General features: G+C 44.6%; 18 protein-coding genes. 4 read left to right on the top strand and 14 right to left on the bottom strand.

From position 1 onward, the window contains the following. Positions 1–34: 34 nt before the first annotated feature. Both AACU28_RS02855 and AACU28_RS02850 read right to left on the bottom strand, forming a co-directional pair. The gene (locus tag AACU28_RS02855) at positions 35–526 is read right to left on the bottom strand and encodes a hypothetical protein (protein WP_004731883.1); all 492 of its coding nucleotides are present in this window, start codon (positions 524–526) and stop codon (positions 35–37) included. Between the two features lie 22 nt (positions 527–548). After that, positions 549–1,070, bottom strand: a complete 522-nt coding sequence (locus tag AACU28_RS02850; RefSeq protein WP_017081421.1) for a nicotinate-nicotinamide nucleotide adenylyltransferase — start codon at positions 1,068–1,070, stop codon at positions 549–551. A gap of 109 nt (positions 1,071–1,179) precedes the next feature. Here AACU28_RS02850 and nadE point away from each other — a divergent pair, with 109 nt between their 5' ends. Continuing rightward, positions 1,180–2,010: an ammonia-dependent NAD(+) synthetase gene (gene nadE / locus AACU28_RS02845; RefSeq protein ID WP_121602300.1), complete on the top strand. Its 831-nt coding sequence runs from the start codon at positions 1,180–1,182 to the stop codon at positions 2,008–2,010. A 96-nt stretch (positions 2,011–2,106) separates the two neighbouring features. Here the strand turns inward: nadE and AACU28_RS02840 are convergent, their stop codons facing one another. Next, a complete protein-coding gene (locus tag AACU28_RS02840) occupies positions 2,107–3,963 on the bottom strand; it encodes a hybrid-cluster NAD(P)-dependent oxidoreductase (protein ID WP_121602299.1) in 1,857 nt (618 codons plus the stop codon). 216 nt (positions 3,964–4,179) lie between these two features. Here AACU28_RS02840 and AACU28_RS02835 point away from each other — a divergent pair, with 216 nt between their 5' ends. After that, on the top strand, positions 4,180–4,338 hold the full coding sequence (locus tag AACU28_RS02835) for a YqaE/Pmp3 family membrane protein (RefSeq protein WP_004731890.1): 159 nt from the start codon (positions 4,180–4,182) through the stop codon (positions 4,336–4,338). A 202-nt stretch (positions 4,339–4,540) separates the two neighbouring features. Next, positions 4,541–5,569 (top strand): dihydroorotase, encoded by a 1,029-nt coding sequence (pyrC, locus tag AACU28_RS02830; protein ID WP_121602298.1) that lies wholly within the window; start codon positions 4,541–4,543, stop codon positions 5,567–5,569. A gap of 173 nt (positions 5,570–5,742) precedes the next feature. On the opposite strand, the gene AACU28_RS02825 is transcribed toward pyrC, so the two are convergent. Then, positions 5,743–6,648 (bottom strand): DUF808 domain-containing protein, encoded by a 906-nt coding sequence (locus AACU28_RS02825; RefSeq protein ID WP_121602297.1) that lies wholly within the window; start codon positions 6,646–6,648, stop codon positions 5,743–5,745. A 174-nt stretch (positions 6,649–6,822) separates the two neighbouring features. Between AACU28_RS02825 and AACU28_RS02820 the strand changes: the two genes are divergently transcribed. Then, the gene (locus tag AACU28_RS02820; RefSeq protein WP_121602296.1) at positions 6,823–7,749 is read left to right on the top strand and encodes a M14 family metallopeptidase; all 927 of its coding nucleotides are present in this window, start codon (positions 6,823–6,825) and stop codon (positions 7,747–7,749) included. Between the two features lie 202 nt (positions 7,750–7,951). Here AACU28_RS02820 and AACU28_RS02815 read toward each other — a convergent pair whose 3' ends face one another. The 10 genes from AACU28_RS02815 to xsc form a co-directional block, all read right to left on the bottom strand. After that, positions 7,952–9,559, bottom strand: a complete 1,608-nt coding sequence (locus AACU28_RS02815) for a BCCT family transporter (protein WP_017091709.1) — start codon at positions 9,557–9,559, stop codon at positions 7,952–7,954. A gap of 502 nt (positions 9,560–10,061) precedes the next feature. Next, complete coding sequence (locus AACU28_RS02810) at positions 10,062–10,634, bottom strand: malate synthase (RefSeq protein WP_004731899.1); 573 nt, start codon at positions 10,632–10,634, stop codon at positions 10,062–10,064. A 236-nt stretch (positions 10,635–10,870) separates the two neighbouring features. Next, a complete protein-coding gene (locus AACU28_RS02805) occupies positions 10,871–11,791 on the bottom strand; it encodes a cache domain-containing protein (protein WP_054545772.1) in 921 nt (306 codons plus the stop codon). 11 nt (positions 11,792–11,802) lie between these two features. Further along, positions 11,803–13,143 carry a TRAP transporter large permease gene (locus tag AACU28_RS02800; protein WP_004731904.1) on the bottom strand — a complete coding sequence of 447 codons (1,341 nt, stop codon included), beginning with the start codon at positions 13,141–13,143 and terminating at the stop codon, positions 11,803–11,805. 37 nt (positions 13,144–13,180) lie between these two features. After that, positions 13,181–13,723 carry a TRAP transporter small permease gene (locus AACU28_RS02795; protein ID WP_004731905.1) on the bottom strand — a complete coding sequence of 181 codons (543 nt, stop codon included), beginning with the start codon at positions 13,721–13,723 and terminating at the stop codon, positions 13,181–13,183. Positions 13,724–13,887: 164 nt separating this feature from the next. Then, positions 13,888–14,889 carry a TRAP transporter substrate-binding protein gene (locus tag AACU28_RS02790; protein WP_017090585.1) on the bottom strand — a complete coding sequence of 334 codons (1,002 nt, stop codon included), beginning with the start codon at positions 14,887–14,889 and terminating at the stop codon, positions 13,888–13,890. A 117-nt stretch (positions 14,890–15,006) separates the two neighbouring features. Then, positions 15,007–16,473, bottom strand: a complete 1,467-nt coding sequence (locus tag AACU28_RS02785) for an NAD(P)/FAD-dependent oxidoreductase (protein ID WP_065681634.1) — start codon at positions 16,471–16,473, stop codon at positions 15,007–15,009. Positions 16,474–16,521: 48 nt separating this feature from the next. Further along, the gene (locus AACU28_RS02780) at positions 16,522–16,959 is read right to left on the bottom strand and encodes a nuclear transport factor 2 family protein (RefSeq protein WP_099165784.1); all 438 of its coding nucleotides are present in this window, start codon (positions 16,957–16,959) and stop codon (positions 16,522–16,524) included. Positions 16,960–17,223: 264 nt separating this feature from the next. Then, positions 17,224–18,039 (bottom strand): FRG domain-containing protein, encoded by an 816-nt coding sequence (locus AACU28_RS02775; RefSeq protein WP_121602295.1) that lies wholly within the window; start codon positions 18,037–18,039, stop codon positions 17,224–17,226. Between the two features lie 430 nt (positions 18,040–18,469). After that, positions 18,470–20,281, bottom strand: coding sequence for a sulfoacetaldehyde acetyltransferase (gene xsc, locus AACU28_RS02770; RefSeq protein ID WP_004731917.1), 1,812 nt, complete (start codon positions 20,279–20,281; stop codon positions 18,470–18,472). Positions 20,282–20,374 lie beyond the last annotated feature (93 nt).

Raw genomic sequence — 20,374 nt, 5'->3', positions numbered from 1 at the left:
TTTAATTCTTAGCATCGATTAATAACCTAACGGTCTAGAACGGCAATTCAACCTGCATCATTAGGTCAGCGTCTCGTGAGTCATGCCAACGGTAATCAAATCGCATGCGCGGTTGCCCTTCTACTTTATCACCAAAGCCAATACTTAATTGAAGGCCATGATTCATCAACCACTCTTCTGTCGACATATCATACTGATCATCTTCGAGATCTTCTGGGAACCACATACCTAATCCAACGTAGTTAGATTCAAGGCTTTGAGTTAATAGAGGCGCATCTTTGCTCTGAATAACCCAATCAGACCAATAGTCTGCCGTTGATTCAGGTTCATCTTCGCTTAATCCGCTGAGCTCCATCATACGTTGACCGAAGGATTCAAGGCTCGTAGATAAGTCTAAACAGTTATTTTCATCGTCAGAAGTCAGCATGATCGAATCTAAGCTAAAGAAATCACAATCAGCGTGAGCAGGCATACTGCATGCTGCAATGATCATCGTCGCTGGTATCGCGCGCTTTAGCATAGTCATCAGACCTCTTAAATTAGTGAATCTACATTATTGTATACAGTTCACCATCTTGCAATATCTTTGTAACTGACTTTGTACTCAATTTCGCAACATTGCTCCCATTTTGCAAAGCAAGGCGGATATCGGTACTACGAATCTTTACTTTTTCAGGGCAAGCCATCACAGACCACTGCTTGGTAATCTCATCTGATTTATAGAAAGATGAGAATTTAAAGAAGTTATCTGGGCCAATAACAAACGTCAGTTCAGCGTCACGATGTAACTTTTGGAGTTCACTGAGCACTGCATAAGTCGTGACGCTTTCACCTGGAGTAAATAGGCTCTTTTCGATCAAAGAAAGCTCCACTTGATCCAGTGAAAGATCGCTAATAAATGCGTTAACTAACTGACATCTCGTATCAAAGTCTAGCATCTCTTTTCCCCAAGCATGGGCAATACTTGGAACAAGTAGAATTTTGTCAAAGTGAGCCAACGAATCAATCACACTTTTGTGCCCTAAGCTCGGCGGATTAAACGCACTACCGAAAATGGCTATTTTTTCCATTATTTATTACTGCCTTCTCTTTCTAAGCTTGTGCAAAGAGGTTTTTAAATCGGATGATTTAGGTATGATAACACTAGATTTTTAATTTGCTTGCAGGAAAGGAATACGAATGGAACAGTTAATTCGTGACGAAATGCGCGTACTACCTTCAATTGACCCTCACTTCGAAGTGACTCGTCGTGTGGACTTTATCAAAACGAAACTTCAGCAGTCAGGCTGCAAGTCTCTGATCCTTGGTATCAGTGGCGGTGTGGATTCGACAACTTGTGGCCGTTTAGCACAAATGGCAGTTAATAGCCTGAATGAAAGCGCTGGTAGCGACAACTACCAATTCATCGCCGTTCGCCTACCATATGGTGAGCAAAAAGATGAAGATGAAGCACAACTTGCTCTATCTTTCATTCAGCCTTCTCAATCCGTTTCTGTAAACATTAAAGCCGGTGTTGATGGGCTTCACGCTGCATCTCATGTTGCTCTTGAAGGCACAGGCCTGCTGCCAACAGATTCAGCAAAAATCGACTTTGTGAAAGGGAATGTGAAAGCTCGTGCTCGCATGATCGCACAATACGAAATCGCAGGTTACGTTGGTGGTCTTGTCATCGGTACCGACCACTCAGCGGAAAACATTACTGGCTTCTACACGAAGCACGGTGACGGCGCATGTGATTTAGCACCTTTGTTCGGTCTGAACAAACGCCAAGTTCGTGAGCTTGCAGCAACGCTGGGCGCTCCAGAGCAACTTGTTAAGAAAGTACCAACTGCTGATCTAGAAGAGCTTGACCCTCAGAAAGCCGATGAAGCAGCATTGAACCTTTCTTACGATCAAATCGATGATTTCCTTGAAGGCAAAGAAGTCTCTCAAGACGTATCCGATCGCTTAGTTGGCATCTACAAAGCAACACAGCACAAGCGTCAATCAATCCCAACGATCTACGATTAATTTTTAAATTAGTCTCAGAATCAAAAAGGCCGGAAGCTCATTTACGAACTTCCGGCCTTTTCTATTTAGTGTTTTTCCTTTTGACCGAACGTGTCGTTAATCCACAACTTCGATATCGGTTTGAGGCACACTGCAACACGCCAGTATCTGACCCATATTGCGTTCATGCTCTTGCAATGCAGGCACATCAGGTTGATGAACTTGCCCAGACTCGAGGGTCACTTTACAAGCGCCACAGAAACCAGCACGGCAGCTTGAAGCGATAGACACACCCGCCGACTCTGCTTGCTCTAGCAAGGTTGACTGATTATTACCTTCGAACAAGTAGCCATTGACACTCAATTGCAGTTGCTTCACCGCCTCTTCGGTAGACTGAGCGACACCAAACGCTTCTTGGTGGTAATGCTGAGGATTAAGCCCCATTTGAATCAGTAGTTTCTTTGCATTGTCCATAAAGCCGTCAGGGCCACACACGAAAGCTTGGCGTTTGTGTAGTTCTTCAATTTTAGCGACATGCGACACGCTTAGACGCCCAGATAAACCATCCCACTCTTTGGTTGGTTGGCTTAATGAATAAATCACACGTAGACCGGCATGCTCACTAGCGATCTTATCAATCTCAGCTTGATAAGGGATGTCTTCTTCGCTGCTGCATTGATGATAGAAAACCACATCATCAATTTGACCATGGTCTGCCAAGTAGCGAAGCATCGACAACATTGGCGTAATGCCACTACCTGCGGATAATAGTAGTAACGGGTGCGTTGGATTTTGTTCTAGATAGAAAGCACCATCTGGGTTTTGAGCAACAAGAGTATCCCCCACTTGGAAGTGATCATTGAGCCAGTTTGAGATTTGACCATCGTCCACTCGCTTTACAGAAATCGCTAAACGCCCTGCGCGTGATGGGCTCGAAGATAACGTGTAACGACGAGACACTTTTTCGCCATTAATTACCATTTCAATCGGTAGATGTTGCCCTGGCTGATAGCTTGGTAATGCGTAGTTCTCTTTCGCTGGCTCTAGCCAGAACGTCGTAAAGTCTCGAGCGATCTCTTCACGTTCAACGCAAGTTAAGTGTAGCGATTCTACCCATGTATCTTCGTAGTGCTCTTTTTCTTTAGTTTCTAATACTTCAACAACATCACCGGCTTTGACTAAGCCTTCATTTTTAGCCACAAGGTTTTGGCCAAAGAAAACGCCACCGCGCTCGTTGGCTCGGAATGAAGAAAAGGTGTTAAGCGGCTCTTTTGTCGCTCTAAGCTCGCCACTCTCGACATCAACCGTGGTTAGGATACATCGTTCACAAGGCTTAACGGATTCAAATTCAACCTCACCAATTCGGATACGCTTCCAGCTATCTTCAGCAAAAGGTTCTGTGTTGGAAACAACAAAGTTGGTGCGGAACTGATCCATTGAATGGGTTTCAGGGCTGCGGCGATTGAGTTCATCAAGAGAGGCTTGGCTGATCACTAACATTGGGTAACCGTCAGCAAAACTCACATTGTGACCGAGCTTTTCACGAACACGATTCGATTGCTCGCCAGAAAACAGTAGCTCAACGCGCACGCCCAACACATCACTGAACCAATCATCGGCTTCATCACATGTCGTGTATGCCGTGAAGCTGTCTTTCCAAACCGTTGCTGGCGCTTCTTGCATCTTGAAGCTCGCATACTTTAAGCGCAGCGGTTCTTTAGCTTCATAAGTGAAGATCAAACCATCTGGTTGCAAACTAGAAGATACCTTGACCATTTTAGGGTACTTACGCGCCGTCACCATTGAGCCGTCAGCCAACGCCAACATAAAACGTCTGTCGAAAGTAAGACCTTGTTTTTCGACCCAAGCAGAAGAGAGCGCAATCCCGCCCACTGACTTAACCGGAAATACATTGATTTGAGATAGAGAAGGCACTTGCTGTGAAGCCTTTTGATCTGACGGTAGCTGCGACATAACGATTCCAATGTTTGTTGTTTGTCCCAATGCTAACAAATGGTTATAAATAGATAAACTGGCAGGCATTAAACACTTGATACTAAGCTATTATCTTGAGATGTTTAGCTTTCTGTTTTGATACATTAAGGCAGCAATGCCGTAACACTCTCCATACGTTCTATACTTTGAACACGATTAATGCATTGAACTTTCATTGAATAAAAAGGATTTATCATGAACAAACTCGTCATTATCATCTTATGTGTACTACTTCCGCCTGTTGGCGTGTTCTTCGCTCGTGGCGCAGGTAAAGACCTATTGATTAACATCATCCTGACTTTCTTCTTCTGGGTGCCAGGAATGATTCACGGACTCTGGGTGGCGACTCGTTAACCCGCCTCCTACCATCTCCGAGAATTAATACCGAATAAAATACTCAGAAAAACAAGCTCCTAGCCCTGAAGAGTTAAAAATAGGATGAAATGAAAGTGCTTTTCCACTATCATCCTGTCGCCTAAACGTAAGCGATTGCTTTCACAGATTTCGCTGAGTTTAGGCTCCAACTAAATAACACTTCAAATGGTGGGAGCCTTCAATGACACAACTTACGATTACTCGTCCTGACGACTGGCACGTTCATCTACGCGATGGCGAAGTATTAAAAGATACAGTCCGCGATATCAGCCGCTACAATGGTCGAGCGTTAATCATGCCAAACACCATCCCACCGGTAACCGATACCGAAATGGCTCTTGCTTACCGTGAACGCATCATGGCAGAGCAGCCAAGCGAGCAATTCCAGCCTCTAATGGCACTTTACCTAACAGACAACACAACACCTGACGAAATTCGCAAAGCGAAAGAGTCTGGTGCAGTAGTCGCTGCAAAGCTTTACCCAGCAGGCGCGACGACTAACTCGGATTCAGGCGTAACGTCAGCTCAAAAGATTTACCACGTACTAGAAGCGATGCAAGAAGTGGGTATGTTGCTGCTGGTACACGGTGAAGTAACGGCTCACGATGTTGATATCTTTGACCGTGAAAAAGAGTTCTTAGACACGGTTCTAGCACCGATTGTTAACGACTTCCCTAACCTGAAGATCGTTCTAGAGCACATCACGACTGCAGATGCAGCGACTTTCGTTAAGAATGCTAACGACAACGTAGCAGCAACCATTACAGCGCACCACTTGCTTTATAACCGCAACCACATGTTGGTTGGCGGCATTAAGCCACACTTCTACTGCCTTCCTATTCTGAAGCGCAACACTCACCAATTAGCGCTTATCGAGGCGGCAACAAGCGGCAGCAAGAAGTTCTTCTTGGGTACAGACTCTGCACCACACGCAAAAGGCGCAAAAGAGTCAGCATGTGGTTGTGCGGGTTCTTACACAGCGCACGCTGCCGTTGAACTGTACGCAGAAGTGTTCGACTTAGAAGGTAAGATTGAGAACCTAGAAGCGTTTGCAAGCCACAACGGCCCTGACTTCTACGGTATTCCACGTAACACGGACACCATCACTCTTGTTAAAGAAGAGTGGAACATTGCTGAAACCATGCCTTTCGGTTCAGACATCGTTGTGCCAATCCGTGGCGGCGAGACGATTGCTTGGTCTGTGAAATAAACACTTGGTCTGTAAAATAAACGCTTAGTCGGTAAATAAGCGCTCATATTGCAAAACAAGAGCGTGGTGTTAATTAAACACGACCCATTAGATTAAAAGGGGCATCATAATGACTATGGTGCCCCTTTTTCGTTTCGTGGAGAGAGGGTTTTATTAAGACCAATAATGAGCGATTACTTACCGCGAATTTTTCCAATCACAGTCCAAACAGCAACAACGATCAATCCAGCTAAGACACCAATAACACCATTCAACAGCGTTGGTACCACCGCGGTTGCAATCGAATGTCCACTGAAGTCCATGATAATCGGCTCAATTAAGTGATGAATCGCAGGAACGTTGTGCACCACAATGCCGCCGCCAACCAAGAACATCGCCGCCGTTCCAACCACCGCAAGCGTCTTCATTAACTTGGGCGCAAATGCGACTAGCCCGTTACCCAGTTGAGTTTTAATGGTACTCCCATTTGATGTTCGCTGGAGATAGAAACCTAAATCGTCCAACTTCACGATCCCAGCAACTAAGCCATAAACACCAATCGTCATCACAACTGCAATCAAACTCACGACAAGAATCTGAGTGACGATACTTGTACCCTTCACGGTACCCAGAGCTATCACGATGATTTCCGCAGATAATATGAAATCAGTACGAATCGCGCCTGCGACCTTTCTCTTCTCATATTCCTCTATGGATTCGCCAGTACTCGTATCCTCTCCCTTTTCATCATCTTGATGAGAATGAGGAAACAGCTTCTCTAAGATTTTCTCCGCCCCTTCAAAACAAAGAAACAAACCTCCAATCAAAAGCAAAGGCATGATCAGCCAAGGAATAAAGGCACTGATCAATAATGCCGCAGGCACCAAAATCAACTTGTTTTTAAATGAGCCTTTTGCAACCGCCCATACCACTGGGATTTCTCGTTCAGCAGAAACACCGGATACCTGCTGAGCGTTCAGTGCTAAATCATCCCCCAACACACCAGCGGTTTTTTTAGCTGCCACCTTAGACATCAGTGCGACATCATCCAACACGGTTGCAATGTCATCCAGTAGCGTTAATAAACTTGCTCCAGCCATTTTATGGTCTCTTTTAAGGGATTAAACAATTGATAAAATGTAACACCATCAATCCACTCATCAAAGTTATGAGTCTGTAAAAAATAGAGTCACAAGTTGTGTTTTCTATTGCCGTCTCAGCTAGACAGGACTAGTCTGTCTTCATCTTTCACGAACATAAAAGAAGAAGTATAGATGAAAAGTGAATACTCCTACCCAATCGGTGAGCCTGGAAAAAAATGGCAACAAGCAGAACGTCAAGCATGGTTCGCTCAAAGAACGGTTAAGCGTGAATATCAACAAGAAGTTGTGCCAAAAATCCAAGCATTGGCAGACCGCTTTGACATCGAGCAATACGGCGCACTGAGCTACGATGAAGCTCGTTTCCCGCTTTTTGCAATCAAAAGCAAAAACTGGGACGCATCAAAACCAACGATCCTTGTAACGGGTGGTGTTCACGGTTACGAAACCAGTGGTGTGCATGGCGCGATCAAGTTCGCCGCAACTCAAGCAGAACAGTACTCAGCACACTTCAACATTGTTGTTGCACCTTGTGTGAGCCCTTGGGGTTACGAAGTCATCAACCGTTGGAACCCAAATGCTGTCGATCCAAACCGCTCTTTCTACGATGGTACACCAGCAGAAGAATCAGCGAACCTACGTGCATTAGTCGCTTCTTTACCAGAAGTGTTGGTTCACGTTGATCTACACGAAACGACGGATTCTGACGAAACAGAATTCCGACCAGCACTCGCAGCGCGTGATGGCATTGAGTACATCGAAGGTATGATCCCAGACGGTTTCTACACAGTTGGTGATACTGAAAATCCACAGCCTGAGTTCCAAGCGGCGGTAATTGCTTCAGTTGAAAAAGTAACGCACATTGCGCCAGCAGATACAGACGGCAAGATCATTGGTTCTGAAGTTACCCAACATGGTGTGATTAACTACCCAATGAATAAGCTTGGCTTATGTGGTGGTGTGACTGATTGTAAGTACGGCACAACCACTGAGGTTTACCCAGACAGCGACAAAGTGACAGACGAAGAGTGTAATGACGCTCAAGTTGCTGCTGTAGTCGGTGCTTTGGATTACGTAATTCAACATGAATTGAACGCGTAAGCTATTAGCTAATAGCTGCTCCCTAAAACTAAAAAGAGCCACAAGTGACGATTCACTTGTGGCTCTTTTTTTGTCTTATCTGCTTGTCTTTGATTTCTTCTTGGGCATAAAAAAGCTCCCTTGCACACAGTACAAGAGAGCTTTGAAATAACGCTTAATAAGGAGTAACTAGCGAACTATCTACTCCCCATACTTGATTACTTTATTTAGCGGTTTCGCTAACGTTTTCTTGTCCTTTATCTACTTCAGTCAGTAGACCTTTCAACAAGCTGAAACAACCAATCAGAAGAATGATCGTAAACGGTAGTGCAGCAATGATCGTGATCGATTGCAGAGCTTGGATAGATTGAGTACCACCAATCCACAACATCACCATTGCAATAGCGCCTGAGATAACCGCCCAAACCACTTTCTGTTTAACAGGAACTTCAAGCTTACCACCCGCTGTCATGCCATCGATAACGATAGAGCCTGAGTCTAGCGTTGTAACGAAGAACACGATGATCAGCGCGACTGCGAGAACCGACAGAATACTACCGAACGAGTAAGCATCTAGCATGTAGAACAAGCTTAGAGACACGTCTGTGATGCCTTGGTCGAGACCAAGTTGCCCTACATGATTAATCACTTGCTCGATAGCCACGCCACCGAAGATAGCCATCCAAGCCGACGTTACCAATGTTGGGATAATCAGTACGCAAAGTAAAAACTCACGAACCGTACGGCCTTTAGAAATACGCGCTACGAACATACCGAAGAATGGTGCATACGCAACCCACCATGCCCAGTAGAACACAGTCCAGCCATGCAGCCATGTTGTGTCTTCACGACCAGAGCTTTGGCTCAACGCTACGATGTTATTCACATAACCCGTCACCGCTGTTGCCACAGAATCAAGCACGGTTGTGAAGTTCAGAACAGCGATAAGACCAAGGAATACGAACGCAATAACCATGTTCAGGTTACTTAGGAACTTAACACCACCGTCCATGCCACGCATAACAGAGATGATCGCCAAGCCCATAATCAAAACGATAATAGATTGCTGAAGGTAGATGTTGTTTTCCAAGCCAAATACATGGCTGATACCACTTGCTGCTTGTGTACCGCCTAAGCCTAATGAAGTCGCAAGGCCAAACAGAGTAACCAGTACCGTTAGTACGTCGATCACATCACCTGTTTTACCCCAAACTCGTTCACCCAGTATTGGGTAAAACACAGAACGCATTGATAGCGGTAAGCCTTTGTTGTAAACAAAGTACGCTAGACAAAGCGCCGTCATGCCATAGATAGCCCATGCATGAAAACCCCAGTGGAACAGTGTCGCACCGAGAGCCAGTTCACGGCCTGCTTCTGTAAAAGGTTCTGCACCGAGTGGCGTTCCGAACCAGTTCGTGAAGAACGCGGTTGGCTCTGCAACACCCCAAAAAATAAGTCCTATACCCATACCCGCTGCGAATAGCATTGCTATCCAAGATGACATGGAGTAATCCGCCGTCGCGTCTTCGCCACCTAGACGAATTTTACCCAAAGGTGAAAACGCGAGAACAACGGCAAACGCTAGCATGATGTTGGCTCCCCACATAAACAGGAAGTCAAACTTTGATAAAACAGCACCCTTAATAGAATCAATTGCAGCTTTAGCATCTGCAGGAGGAAGAGCAAGAAGAGTGATGATGAAGAGAAGAGATAAGCCTACTGAGGCTACGAAGACTGTGTTATGGACATCCATGCCCCATTTACTGACGTTGTCTTGACCAACTTGATAGTCAGTAGAATCAATACTGTATTTTTTTGATTTAAAACTCATAAATTATGATGTTCGCATATCCGAATCAACGAATATAAGGACGCTCTCCATATCCAATTACTACTTGATTGGCTCGCCGCACCACCTAAATAAAAAGGCGATAAAAATCACAATGATTGGTGAAAAATGGACTTATTGGCTCAATCCCAAGGCGCGGATTATAGCACAGCTCAAAGCATTTTGACTGAGTTTTAGCTCAATAGTCACCCAAACCACCGTCAATAGTGATAGTTAAGCCAATAAAAACAGAATAAAATAAACAAATAAAAATCTTTAAATACAGTACTTTAAATTAAAATAACGCACCGTAAAATCTCATTCAAACTTTCTAAAGATAAAATCAACAACAGCCTAATTTATTTATAGCTCTAACAAAAAAGCCCCGCTATAGGGGCGGGGAAATTACCAAAGGTAAAAGAGAAATCAGTATTCAAATGTCAGTGCTACGTCTAGCAGAGCAGCACTGTACATTTCAAAGACAGTACATTTCAAAGACAGCACATTAGATGGCGAAGCAAAAACCTAGGTTATAGTCTTCGCCATTTTTTGCCGTGAACTCTTTATCTTCACTTGAAGCGTTCGGTCGACCGCTTTCATCGCCTTTCACTAAGCTCACCCAGTGACGGATGCCAGAAGAACGGCTCGCCTCAGTTTGGCCAAACGTGGTGCATGTCTCTAACTGGATATCTTGAATATCAACCAATTCTAAGTAGCCAGTGCCTTTACGAGCACCGATTGTCACTTCAACATGTGTACCGCTTTCATCACGAAATAGGATTGCTGAAGGCTTAGACTTATCGCCGGTGAAAGCAACAAAGTGCTTCGCTCGTTTTAGGCCAGTATGTTCGCCATTTTTGAAGTAAACCTGAACATGTCGGTAGTCAATCTCATAGCTCACTGCGTCTTCGTGTGAACCAGCCTCAAGAGGAAATAGAGTATCAAGCAACTGTTTCGCCATTTTTTGTTTTTCGAGCTGCTTGTCTGCTTTCACCATTTCTACGGCAAAGACAGCTTCAGCAATAAATGTTGAATGGTTTCTGTGAAGTTCTGTTCTGTCTAGTGTCAGCATATTCATAGTCTTTCCCTCTTACGGCTTTGAATTTCATGTAGGTCAAAAATCCTGATTGACCCTTTTCAAAATTGTTCTTTACTGTGTTGCTTCCATGTATTTCATACTACTTGTATTTTAGAAACAATTTCACAACAAAAATTTCACAGTGTTAATTTTACTAAATTGCTTTTTTACACAAACCGGTATTTTGAGCCCCCAGCCCTTTATCTAACTGGGTTGAGGGCTCAGTAGAAACACTTTTACGTGTTGTTTGAATTTGTGTAATAACCAACACCAACCAGCTTATTGTCGATCACTCGATAGTAAGTGTGCTTGGTTTCCACTTTGCTCGACAGCGGGTTTAACCATTGATAGGTATAAACGCCTCGGCCATTTTCTTTCGCTAGGTTTAACATCTCAGTGAGAATTGGCTTATCGTCAGGGCTTAGGATTTCGTTGTGTGAACGCCCAACAAGCTCAGGGGATACACCGTGCGCGAGCAGCTTTCCAGAGCTCATATCCATCACGAACACATACAAGTCTCCCTCAACAAAGCTGCCTTCGGTATCATTGAACTCGGCGAGACTGTCCTGCTCTGATTCCACTATCGCGGCCATCGCTCTCGCCAATAATCGCTTAGCTTCTGTTGCACTAGAGCGTTCTGGGTAATACCCCACGGCAACAATCACATCACCCACACGTTCAAAGAAAGTGGTTTTAGGCTCGCCCATGCGGTCAGTCGGATTAGTCCAATGGTACTGAACTTCGCCAAACCCGTTGTGCACAGCCTTAGTGATCATTTCACGGAAAAAGGGATTACCGTAAACGTCTTGAGTATCCAAAACACTGTCGCCCACCAACACCATTGAAGAGCCGCCACTGGCAAGGAATTGGCCATCAATACCAAGAGCAAACACATAGAGCTCACCGTCTATATATTCGGCATCACTCATGAAGTCTTTGACACTCTCATCGCCATCCTTTTGTACATGGACAACCGCTTTAGCAAGCAGGGTTTTGGCTCTTCTTTCAGCATCGCTGACCACATGTGGCTCTGAAATATCGAGCACATTAACTGGCTCGTTTTCTTTTGCTGTTTCTGAATGTTCGGCACGTAGTCCAATGCCACTGATCACTGCAAATACGGCACAACCAATAAGGATAATTCTTGATATATTCATAGTGACTTCTCCTAATAGCCCACTAAGGACGGTAGCCAAAGCGTAATTTGCGGGAAGAAAGCGATAACGAAAACGCCAATGACGGATGCAAGCACAAAGGGATGGATCTTCGCGGTGATCTGTTCGACCGTGGCTCCGCCTATCCCCGAGGCGACAAAGATATTTTCACCGAGTGGCGGCGTAGCAAATCCTATCGAGAGCGTACATACCACCACAATGCCAACGTGAGTAGGATCCGCGCCGAGCATGTACATAATTGGCAGCAAGACCGGTACGATAATCATGATCGCGGCTAACGTTTCCATAAACATGCCAACGAAAAGCAGTAACACAATAGTCAGTGCCCATACCATGTACATATTGTCAGTGAACCCTAACAGTGACTCCGCCACCACAACTGGAATTTTTTGTTCGATTAGCAAGCGACCAAATACCGTTGCCGCGAATAGAATCAGCAACACACGTCCAGTGATCCATGTCGTTGTCGACAATGATTTAATCGTGCTTTTGAACGATAACTCTCGGTGAATAAACACCCCAACAAACAGTGAATAGAAGATAGCCACAACTGCCGACTCTGTTGGTGTGAACATGCCACTGTAGATGCCCCCGAGAATCAAAAACGGAGCCAGTATCGACCAAATACCACGACGCAAAGAGTGTCTTACTTCGCCAAATGACCAGTTTTCAGTCAGCCCTTTGTAACCTTCACGTTTAGCAATAAAGTAGTTAGTGACCACTAGCGTCGACGCCATAATGAAACCCGGCACAACCCCAGCAACAAACAGTTTTGGAATAGATAAAGAGGCAAACTGTCCGTGTTGAGCAATGGCCTCTGGCGGTGCCATCAATCCCATAGCGGAGATGCCGAAAATAACTAGCGGGATAGATGGCGGAATAATGATACCCAATCCCCCTGAAGCGGCAGTCACCGCGGAGGCGTAGCTCTTATCGTAATCTCGCTTAACCATTGCTGGTACCATCAACATACCAACCGCAGCGGTCGTGGCTGGGCCTGAACCCGATATAGCTCCAAAGAAAAGGCAGGCCATTACCGTTGCAGCGCCAAGGCCACCCGTCACAGGGCCGGCTAAGCTCTCGGCTATATCCACCAATCGTTTGGAGATACCCGCCGCCTCCATTAATGCGCCAGCAAGAACAAAGGCTGGTAGTGCCATTAACGGGAAGTTACCCACCGAAGTAAACGCGATTTGTACTAAAGCGATGGGATTTTTGTCGAGCAACATATAGGCCGCCATTGAAGCGCCGGCCAGTGATACTGTGATTGGTGCACCCAGAATTAACAGGGTTAAGAAGCCACCAAATAAAATTAGAGTTAAATAGGATTCCATTATTACATCTCTCTATTACGGCTATTCTCTGTGACGACTACTGTGATGACTTTTGTGCCGTCATTTTTCGCAGTTCTTTGACTTCTGGATCTTCGTTCTTAGCGCCTTTAAACAAACGCTCGTAGTTGTTCCAAATAATTCGAATCATCATCAACGAAAACGCGATAGGCAAAATCATATAGAAGTACTTCATTGGGATGCCTGTCGTTTGAGATTTCCAGAACAGGTTCATTTTGTTGAACACGAAATCGTAACTGAGATAGACAAAGTAACCGTTGAACAGCAACCATAAGAAGTCAGCGATGGTTTCACAGACGGTCTGAACAATCGGAGGGAAGAACTTGAAGTGAAAACTGACTCGGTTATGCGCCGACATTTTGGCCGCCACAACGGCGCCTAGATAGGCAAACCAAACGAACATGTAAGTCGCGACTTCATCACCCCAAGGTATGGAGTAATCGAAAAGCTGACGAGTAAGGATTTGAGTGAACAGTAATAAGACAAAGCTTGCTAGCAACAGACAACAAGTATATTCCTCGATGTTGTTAAGATGCTTTTTTATAGTTTTAGCGACTGACATATAACCTCCAATGTTGATTTCCACATGACAACCAGTCGCTCGCGGTACTGAGCAGATCAGGTACTAAACAGATCAACGAGTAAAGCCATGTAAATGCCCTATCTCACTGTTCTATCGCTAGGTGATTAAGTAGCGGAGAACAGCAGATAGGGCGTATCTGATCGTTACTTTCTACCTAGTAACTCAAGAACGTCGTCTAGCTTGTCTTTACCACCAATGCTTGAATAGAACTTAGGCCAAACTGATTTCGTTACCTTGCTAATCCACTCTTTCTCATTGTCTGCAGGGTCTGTGAATACCATGCCTTTTGCTTGTAGCTCTTCACGGATCTTGCTTTCAGTATTCTCTAGATAAGCAAAGCTGTGTTCTGTTGCTTCCTGACCCGCTTCAAGAATGATCTTTTGCATCTCAGGTGTCTGTTGTTGGAAGACTGTTTCACTGACGATTAACGGCTCAAGTGAGAAGATGTAACGCAGGTTTGTTACGTACTTTTGTACTTCATTGAACTTCATCGCATGAACAGTGATGTATGGGTTATCTTGACCATCAACCACACCTTGCTGCAGGCCAGTAAATGTCTCTGACCATGCCATTGGTGTTGGGTTTACACCCCATGCTTGGTACGAAGCAATCATAATTTCGTTACGAGGGACGCGAATCACTAACCCTTTTAGGTCTGCTGGCGAAGCCACTGATTTTTTAGAGTTGGTTAGAACCCTAAAACCAGAATAAGCCCAACCTACGATGCGAACACCTGCGTCACGAATCGTGTTATCAACAAGGTCTTGACCTACTTGGCCTTGAGTTAATAGCACCGCTTCTTCTGCACTTTGAATGACGTAAGGCATGGTCAATAGACCAACCGTTGGAGAGAAAGGCGTCACGTTGTTGATCGCCAATACAGAGAAGTCGAGAAGGCCGATTGCCGCGTCGTTCACGGTATCTTGCTCATTGCCCAATTGACCATTCGGGAACAGGTCAATTTTGACTTTACCGTCTGTTTTTTGCTCCATCAATTCAGAAAATGATGTCGCTAATTCCCACTGAGTACCACCAGCAGCATCGCCGATAGCCATTTTGAAATTTGCTGCCGCCGCGGTATGAGATAACATCGCTGTTGCTACAATTGTGACGCCAGCAATAATTTTATTTTTAATCAATTTCATAGTCTTAACCTTTAATATCATACAGACGTCCTGCCTGTACTTTGCTCACAAGGTGACCTGGTACAACTTTCCTGGTCGTAGTTCTATTTCCCTATTTTGGAAACAATGTTCGAGTAGTTAAAGCACTTCATCCTTTAACGAATACCACTGATAAAGGAACTGTTGCCCTACTCTTCGAAATGGTGCAAACATCTCAGATTCCACCACTTCCCTCACGTTGGGGAACGGAAGTTTTGATTCAAATATTGGCAAGTCAAGCTTATGACCTTCACCTGCGATCCACTGGGCAAGGCGCTTGCCTGCTTGAGCGGAGTACATCACACCATTGCCGCCATACCCTAGTGCGTAGAATATGGATTGCTTTGGATTCGGCTGATAGATTCTTGGCATCATGTCGTGGCTAACATCTACCCACCCCCACCATGAATAATCGATTTTGATCTGATCGAGAGAAGGGAATTTTCGGGTTAAATCCGCTCTCAACATGTCTTCGTATTTCTTTTCAGGTGCATTCTTGCCACTGATGGCACTGCGTGTACCTATCTGCACTCGGTTATCGGGTAACAAACGGTAGTAATGACGCAAAATTCTGGTGTCAGTAATCACCTGATTGGTTTTGAAGTTACACGCGGCAATTTCGTCTTGAGTTAACGGACGTGTCACCATCGAGTTAGAAAGTACAGGTAATAGGCGATTCTTAAGCTCTGAATGCAAACCTTGGCTTGTGTAACCACCGGTACAAACACCAACAGAGCGAGCCTTAACCACACCACCTGGTGTTTTTAGGTAATGCACACCATTACGTGTTTCCCAACCCATCACAGGGCTTGCGGGGTGAACTTTTACGCCGAGTGCTCTCGCCTTTCTTAGATAACCAAACGCCAGTTTCCCTGCATGGATGCCAATACCTTCTGGCTCATGCATTGCGCCTGCCGCTTCTTGGTCACCAACGTAATCACGCTTTACGGTTTCCGCATCTAAGATCTGCGCGTCGTAATCGAAGGTGTCACGCAGCAACTTGGCTTCTTTCTCGAGTGTTGCCATCACTTTTGGACGGTGAGCAACGTATAAGTGGCCACCCGGCTGCGGGTCACAATCAATGTCTTTGATTAGAGACTTAAAGGTGTTCATGCCATCGATGCATTCGCGGTGCATTTTTAGCGCGGTTTCTAGTCCCCAGCGTTCAATCCACTGAGAACGCTTCAAACGTCCTGACGCACACTGAGCCTGACCACCATTTCGGGTACTGCAGCCCCAACTCATACGGTTAGCTTCAATCACAATCGCTTTAATGCCATACATTTCAGCAAGGTGTATCGCGGTACTTAGGCCTGTGTAGCCTGAACCGATTATCGCCACATCGACATCCATATCCGATGTAATTGGGCCATCATCTTCAGGTGGTGCACCTGCGGTATCTACCCAATAAGTCGGGGCGTATTCCTTACCGTGACCTGGGCTCTTGTCTTTAAGTGGATCGTATTTTGGATCGTATTTATCTTGTGCTTGGGTGCTTTCTTTTGCTTGGGTGCTTTTCACCTTTGGCGGCACATCGGCTGCCGGTTGTTCCATTACTAAACTCATAATTCGACTCTCCTAGTCATAACACGTGAACGGGTTGTGGTTTCGTGTCTAGCTCTTGGGAGTGTTGTTAGGAGTCAAAAGAGGTCGTGTTTTACGGAAGGCATTTTTTACGCTGATTTTTCCAGCTTTCAGGGTAAACACATCAACCATACGAGCTTCGATGACGGTGCCATCAGGGTTAGTCGCAGAGAACGTTGATTCGCTTACCGCGCGGTCGCCACACACAAAGTGGACAGGGTCGCTCCAGGCTGCATCTGGAAAGTTCTGCCAAACCAATTCAAAGCTATTGCGAACGGCTTCGTACCCTTCGATAGTGTTGCCAAGTTCGCCTTCTCCTGCCACGGTGTGGAAGACACAGTCTTCGGTCATAAACGACATTAGCGCTTCAATATCATGGTTATTCCATGCATCACTAAAAGACTGTAAAAAGGCGGTGTCGACTTGGTTTTCCAGCACGAATGTCGCTGCATTGGTTTGCATATTCATATTCCAGAATCCTTTATGTTTTCGTTATTGGTTTAAATTTCAGTAGCTTTGCGCCACTTTTTTATTAGAGTGTTTAAACTAGATCTGTGAAAATTTAACAACTTGATAACAAGATTCGCCACTCTAACTTCGAGTTACTTTATAAACAATCTTTAAGCTCACAGATTTCATCTTTTTATAAATTAATTGGTGTTCTAATTTTATTTATCTCGTAATCACTAGATTTATATGAGCTCTAAATAAAATCAGTAGAAATATTAGACTTTAGTCGAAGTCAAAATCTTGATGGTACTTTCGGCCATACTGCTCAAGCTGGCGATCATGAGTATTAACTTGTAATTCGATATTACCCTCACCTTTATTAATTGCTTGATTGTTATCTACATGGGCTTCATTTTTCAAATCAGCCAGTTTCTCTTCAATATATTCTGTCGGTTCATTTAAAACATTCATGGAGGTTAATTCCTTTATCAGGTTTACTTTCGCTGATGGAAGAATATGAACGGACACTAGACCGTTTGAATATTCTTTCTCATCGTACAAAGGCTGAATGGCATCATTGCCACCTTCCTTAAATGGGTGAATGGAATACCACTTATCTTTTCGTTGCTCTTGCTGATCACAATCAGCCACATTGAATATCTGAGTTCTATTCAGGTCACATGGTGAGTTAAAAACACTAACCTTATGATAATCAATGGCTTTAATAATATTGATACAATCTTTGCTTTGGCTATGACACACAGACCACAACGCATTGACCAGGTTATCTGTCCACTCAAGTAAACGGGTTGGAAACCCCTGTTTCTTGGCTAAACACATCAATAACCAATCGTTTATCTCGTGTGCACTCAACGAATGCCCGCCATAAACTCTCACGGTCGAAAGAAGCTCTTGTTCGACACGGCGAATATTCTTTCGATTTGAGCGACCTAAGCTTGGCATCAAGTTATTATTTTCATAATCACACACGTTATAAATCAAACCACGATGCCCACTACACTCTGTAATAAGTAAATCGATTATTTTATACAGGTCTTCGAGTGAGCTTATATAATGTTTATTTTTCACAACATGCATACTACGATTCACTTAGTTTAAATCCGGTAAAATCCAAATATCAACAACCCTATCAATCGATTATAAAAATCAACCAATAATAACGATTAACCAATAGTCAACGAGTATCGTTATTGTATTTTTTCCTAAAATGATAATAAGTATATATCTTCATAAACAAGTATCAGTATTAGAACCATTCACTAAGTAGCTATGAGTTATTGGTCGATTAATAATAACGAGTAACAAAGTTTATATAGCTATAACCACTTATTTTCCTAATGAACATTTAATTAGTGTTCTAATGTTTAACTGGAAATTATTGAACTAAGCGTTTACGTTCTTCACCTAAGTCCTTTGCCAATACCCGTTGGTATTGCCCGACCACGTTCTCGATAGCACTTTCTCTAACACTCTCGAGATTTCTGTGGCCGGACAAACTTCCTATGACTTATACGTAATCTTTGTATTTATCTAGGAAACGAACCGGTGTTGATAGTGCATCTCGGCGGAACGGGTCGCCCAACTCCTGAGTACACATGATTTCAATGATGGTTGTTTTGCCTTCGTTCATCTGCATGTCGATGGCTTTTTGCAAGGTTGGACCTACATCTTCAAGCTTATCAACCGTGATACCTTCAGCACCCATTGCTCGTGCAATCTCTGCAAAGCTTTGGTTTTCAAGTTCACCGGCAACAAAGCGTCGGTTGTAGAAGTCGACTTGGTTCTTCTTCTCTGCACCCCATTGACGGTTGTGGAATACCACAGCTGTCACTGGAATGTTATGGCGAACACATGTCATGGTTTCCATCAGGCTCATGCCCCACGCACCGTCGCCTGCATATGAAATAGCGGGACGATGAGGTGCCGCAGCTTTCGCACCAATGATGGTCGGGAATGCGTAACCACAGTTACCGAAACTCATTGCAGCAAAGAAGCTACGTGGTTTTTCAAAGCGTAAGTAGCTGTTTGCCACTGAGTTGATGTTACCGATATCCGTCGAGACCATTACGTCTTCTGGCATCGCTTTTTCTAGTTCACGCAATACTTGGCGTGGGTGTAGATATTCGCCACCAGAGAACGGAGTCTCGTGTGAGTTTTCCTCAATCATATCTAAGCTGAACGAGTCACGTTCGTGTGTCCACTCATCAAGCTCTTTTTCCCAAAGAGCTTTCTCTGTTGCGACTGTATCTTGGCGAGCGCCTTTGTTGTCATCGCACAACAGTGCGCGGCCTTCCAATCTTTCAGATAGCGCAACCGCTGCTGCTTTTGCATCACCACAGATACCAACCGAAATCTTCTTAACCAGACCAAGCATCTTGTTGTCTGCATCAATCTGAATGATTTTCGCGTTCTTCGGCCAGTAGTCCATGCCATGTTGAGGCAAGGTACCAAATGGACCAAGACGTGTACCCAAAGCGATAACCACATCCGCTTGAGCCATCAATTTCATTGCTGCTTTCGAACCTTGGTAGCCTAAAGGACCACACCATAATGGGTGACTAGCAGGGAAAGAGTCATTGTGTAGGTAGCTGTTCACAACAGGAGCACCCAGTCTTTCTGCTAATGCCGCACACTCTTGAACTGCATCTGCCATGACCACGCCGCCACCAGAAATGATGACTGGGAATTTCGCTTCAGCAATCAGGTCTGCTGCTTCATTCAGAGACTTCTCACCACCTGGACCACGGTCTAAACGCGCTGGTTTAGGGATCTCGGTTTGAGTTTCACCGTAGAAGTAGTCACGAGGAATATTTAGCTGAGTTGGACCCATTTCGCTCATCGCACGGTCGAAGCATCGGCCTGTGTATTCCGCCATACGATCTGGGTGCGTTACGTGTCCTTGATACTTAGTAAACTCTTGGAACATTGGAAGCTGGTTACATTCTTGGAAACCACCTAAGCCCATTGTTTTAGTGCCTGTCTCTGGCGTCACAATTACGACCGGGCTATGTGCCCAGAACGCAGCTGCAATTGCTGTTACACAGTTACTGATACCAGGGCCATTTTGCCCGATAACCACGCCATGACGACCAGATACACGAGAGTAACCATCTGCCATGTGGGCAGCGCCTTGCTCGTGTACTACTGGGACCAATCGAATGCCAGCAGGAGCAAAGATATCCATTGCGTCCATAAATGCCGACCCCATGATGCCGAACATATCGGTAACATCATTAGCAACCATAGTTTCAACGAACGCTTCTGATGGTGTCATTGTTACTGTGCCGGAAACAACCGTACGTTTTTCTTGCTCGCTCATTCTTCCATTCTCCTTGAGTTAACCAAAATTTCATTTTTCGGAATGAATTGTCTCTTTTTCGAATTCATTTTCACCTTAGTAGTAGAATTTTTG

Source organism: Vibrio sp. SBT000027 (assembly GCF_963894355.1).
Classification (GTDB): domain Bacteria; phylum Pseudomonadota; class Gammaproteobacteria; order Enterobacterales; family Vibrionaceae; genus Vibrio; species Vibrio splendidus.
Note: the sequence above shows the minus strand (reverse complement) of the source record. Positions and strands in the feature narration are given on the sequence as shown.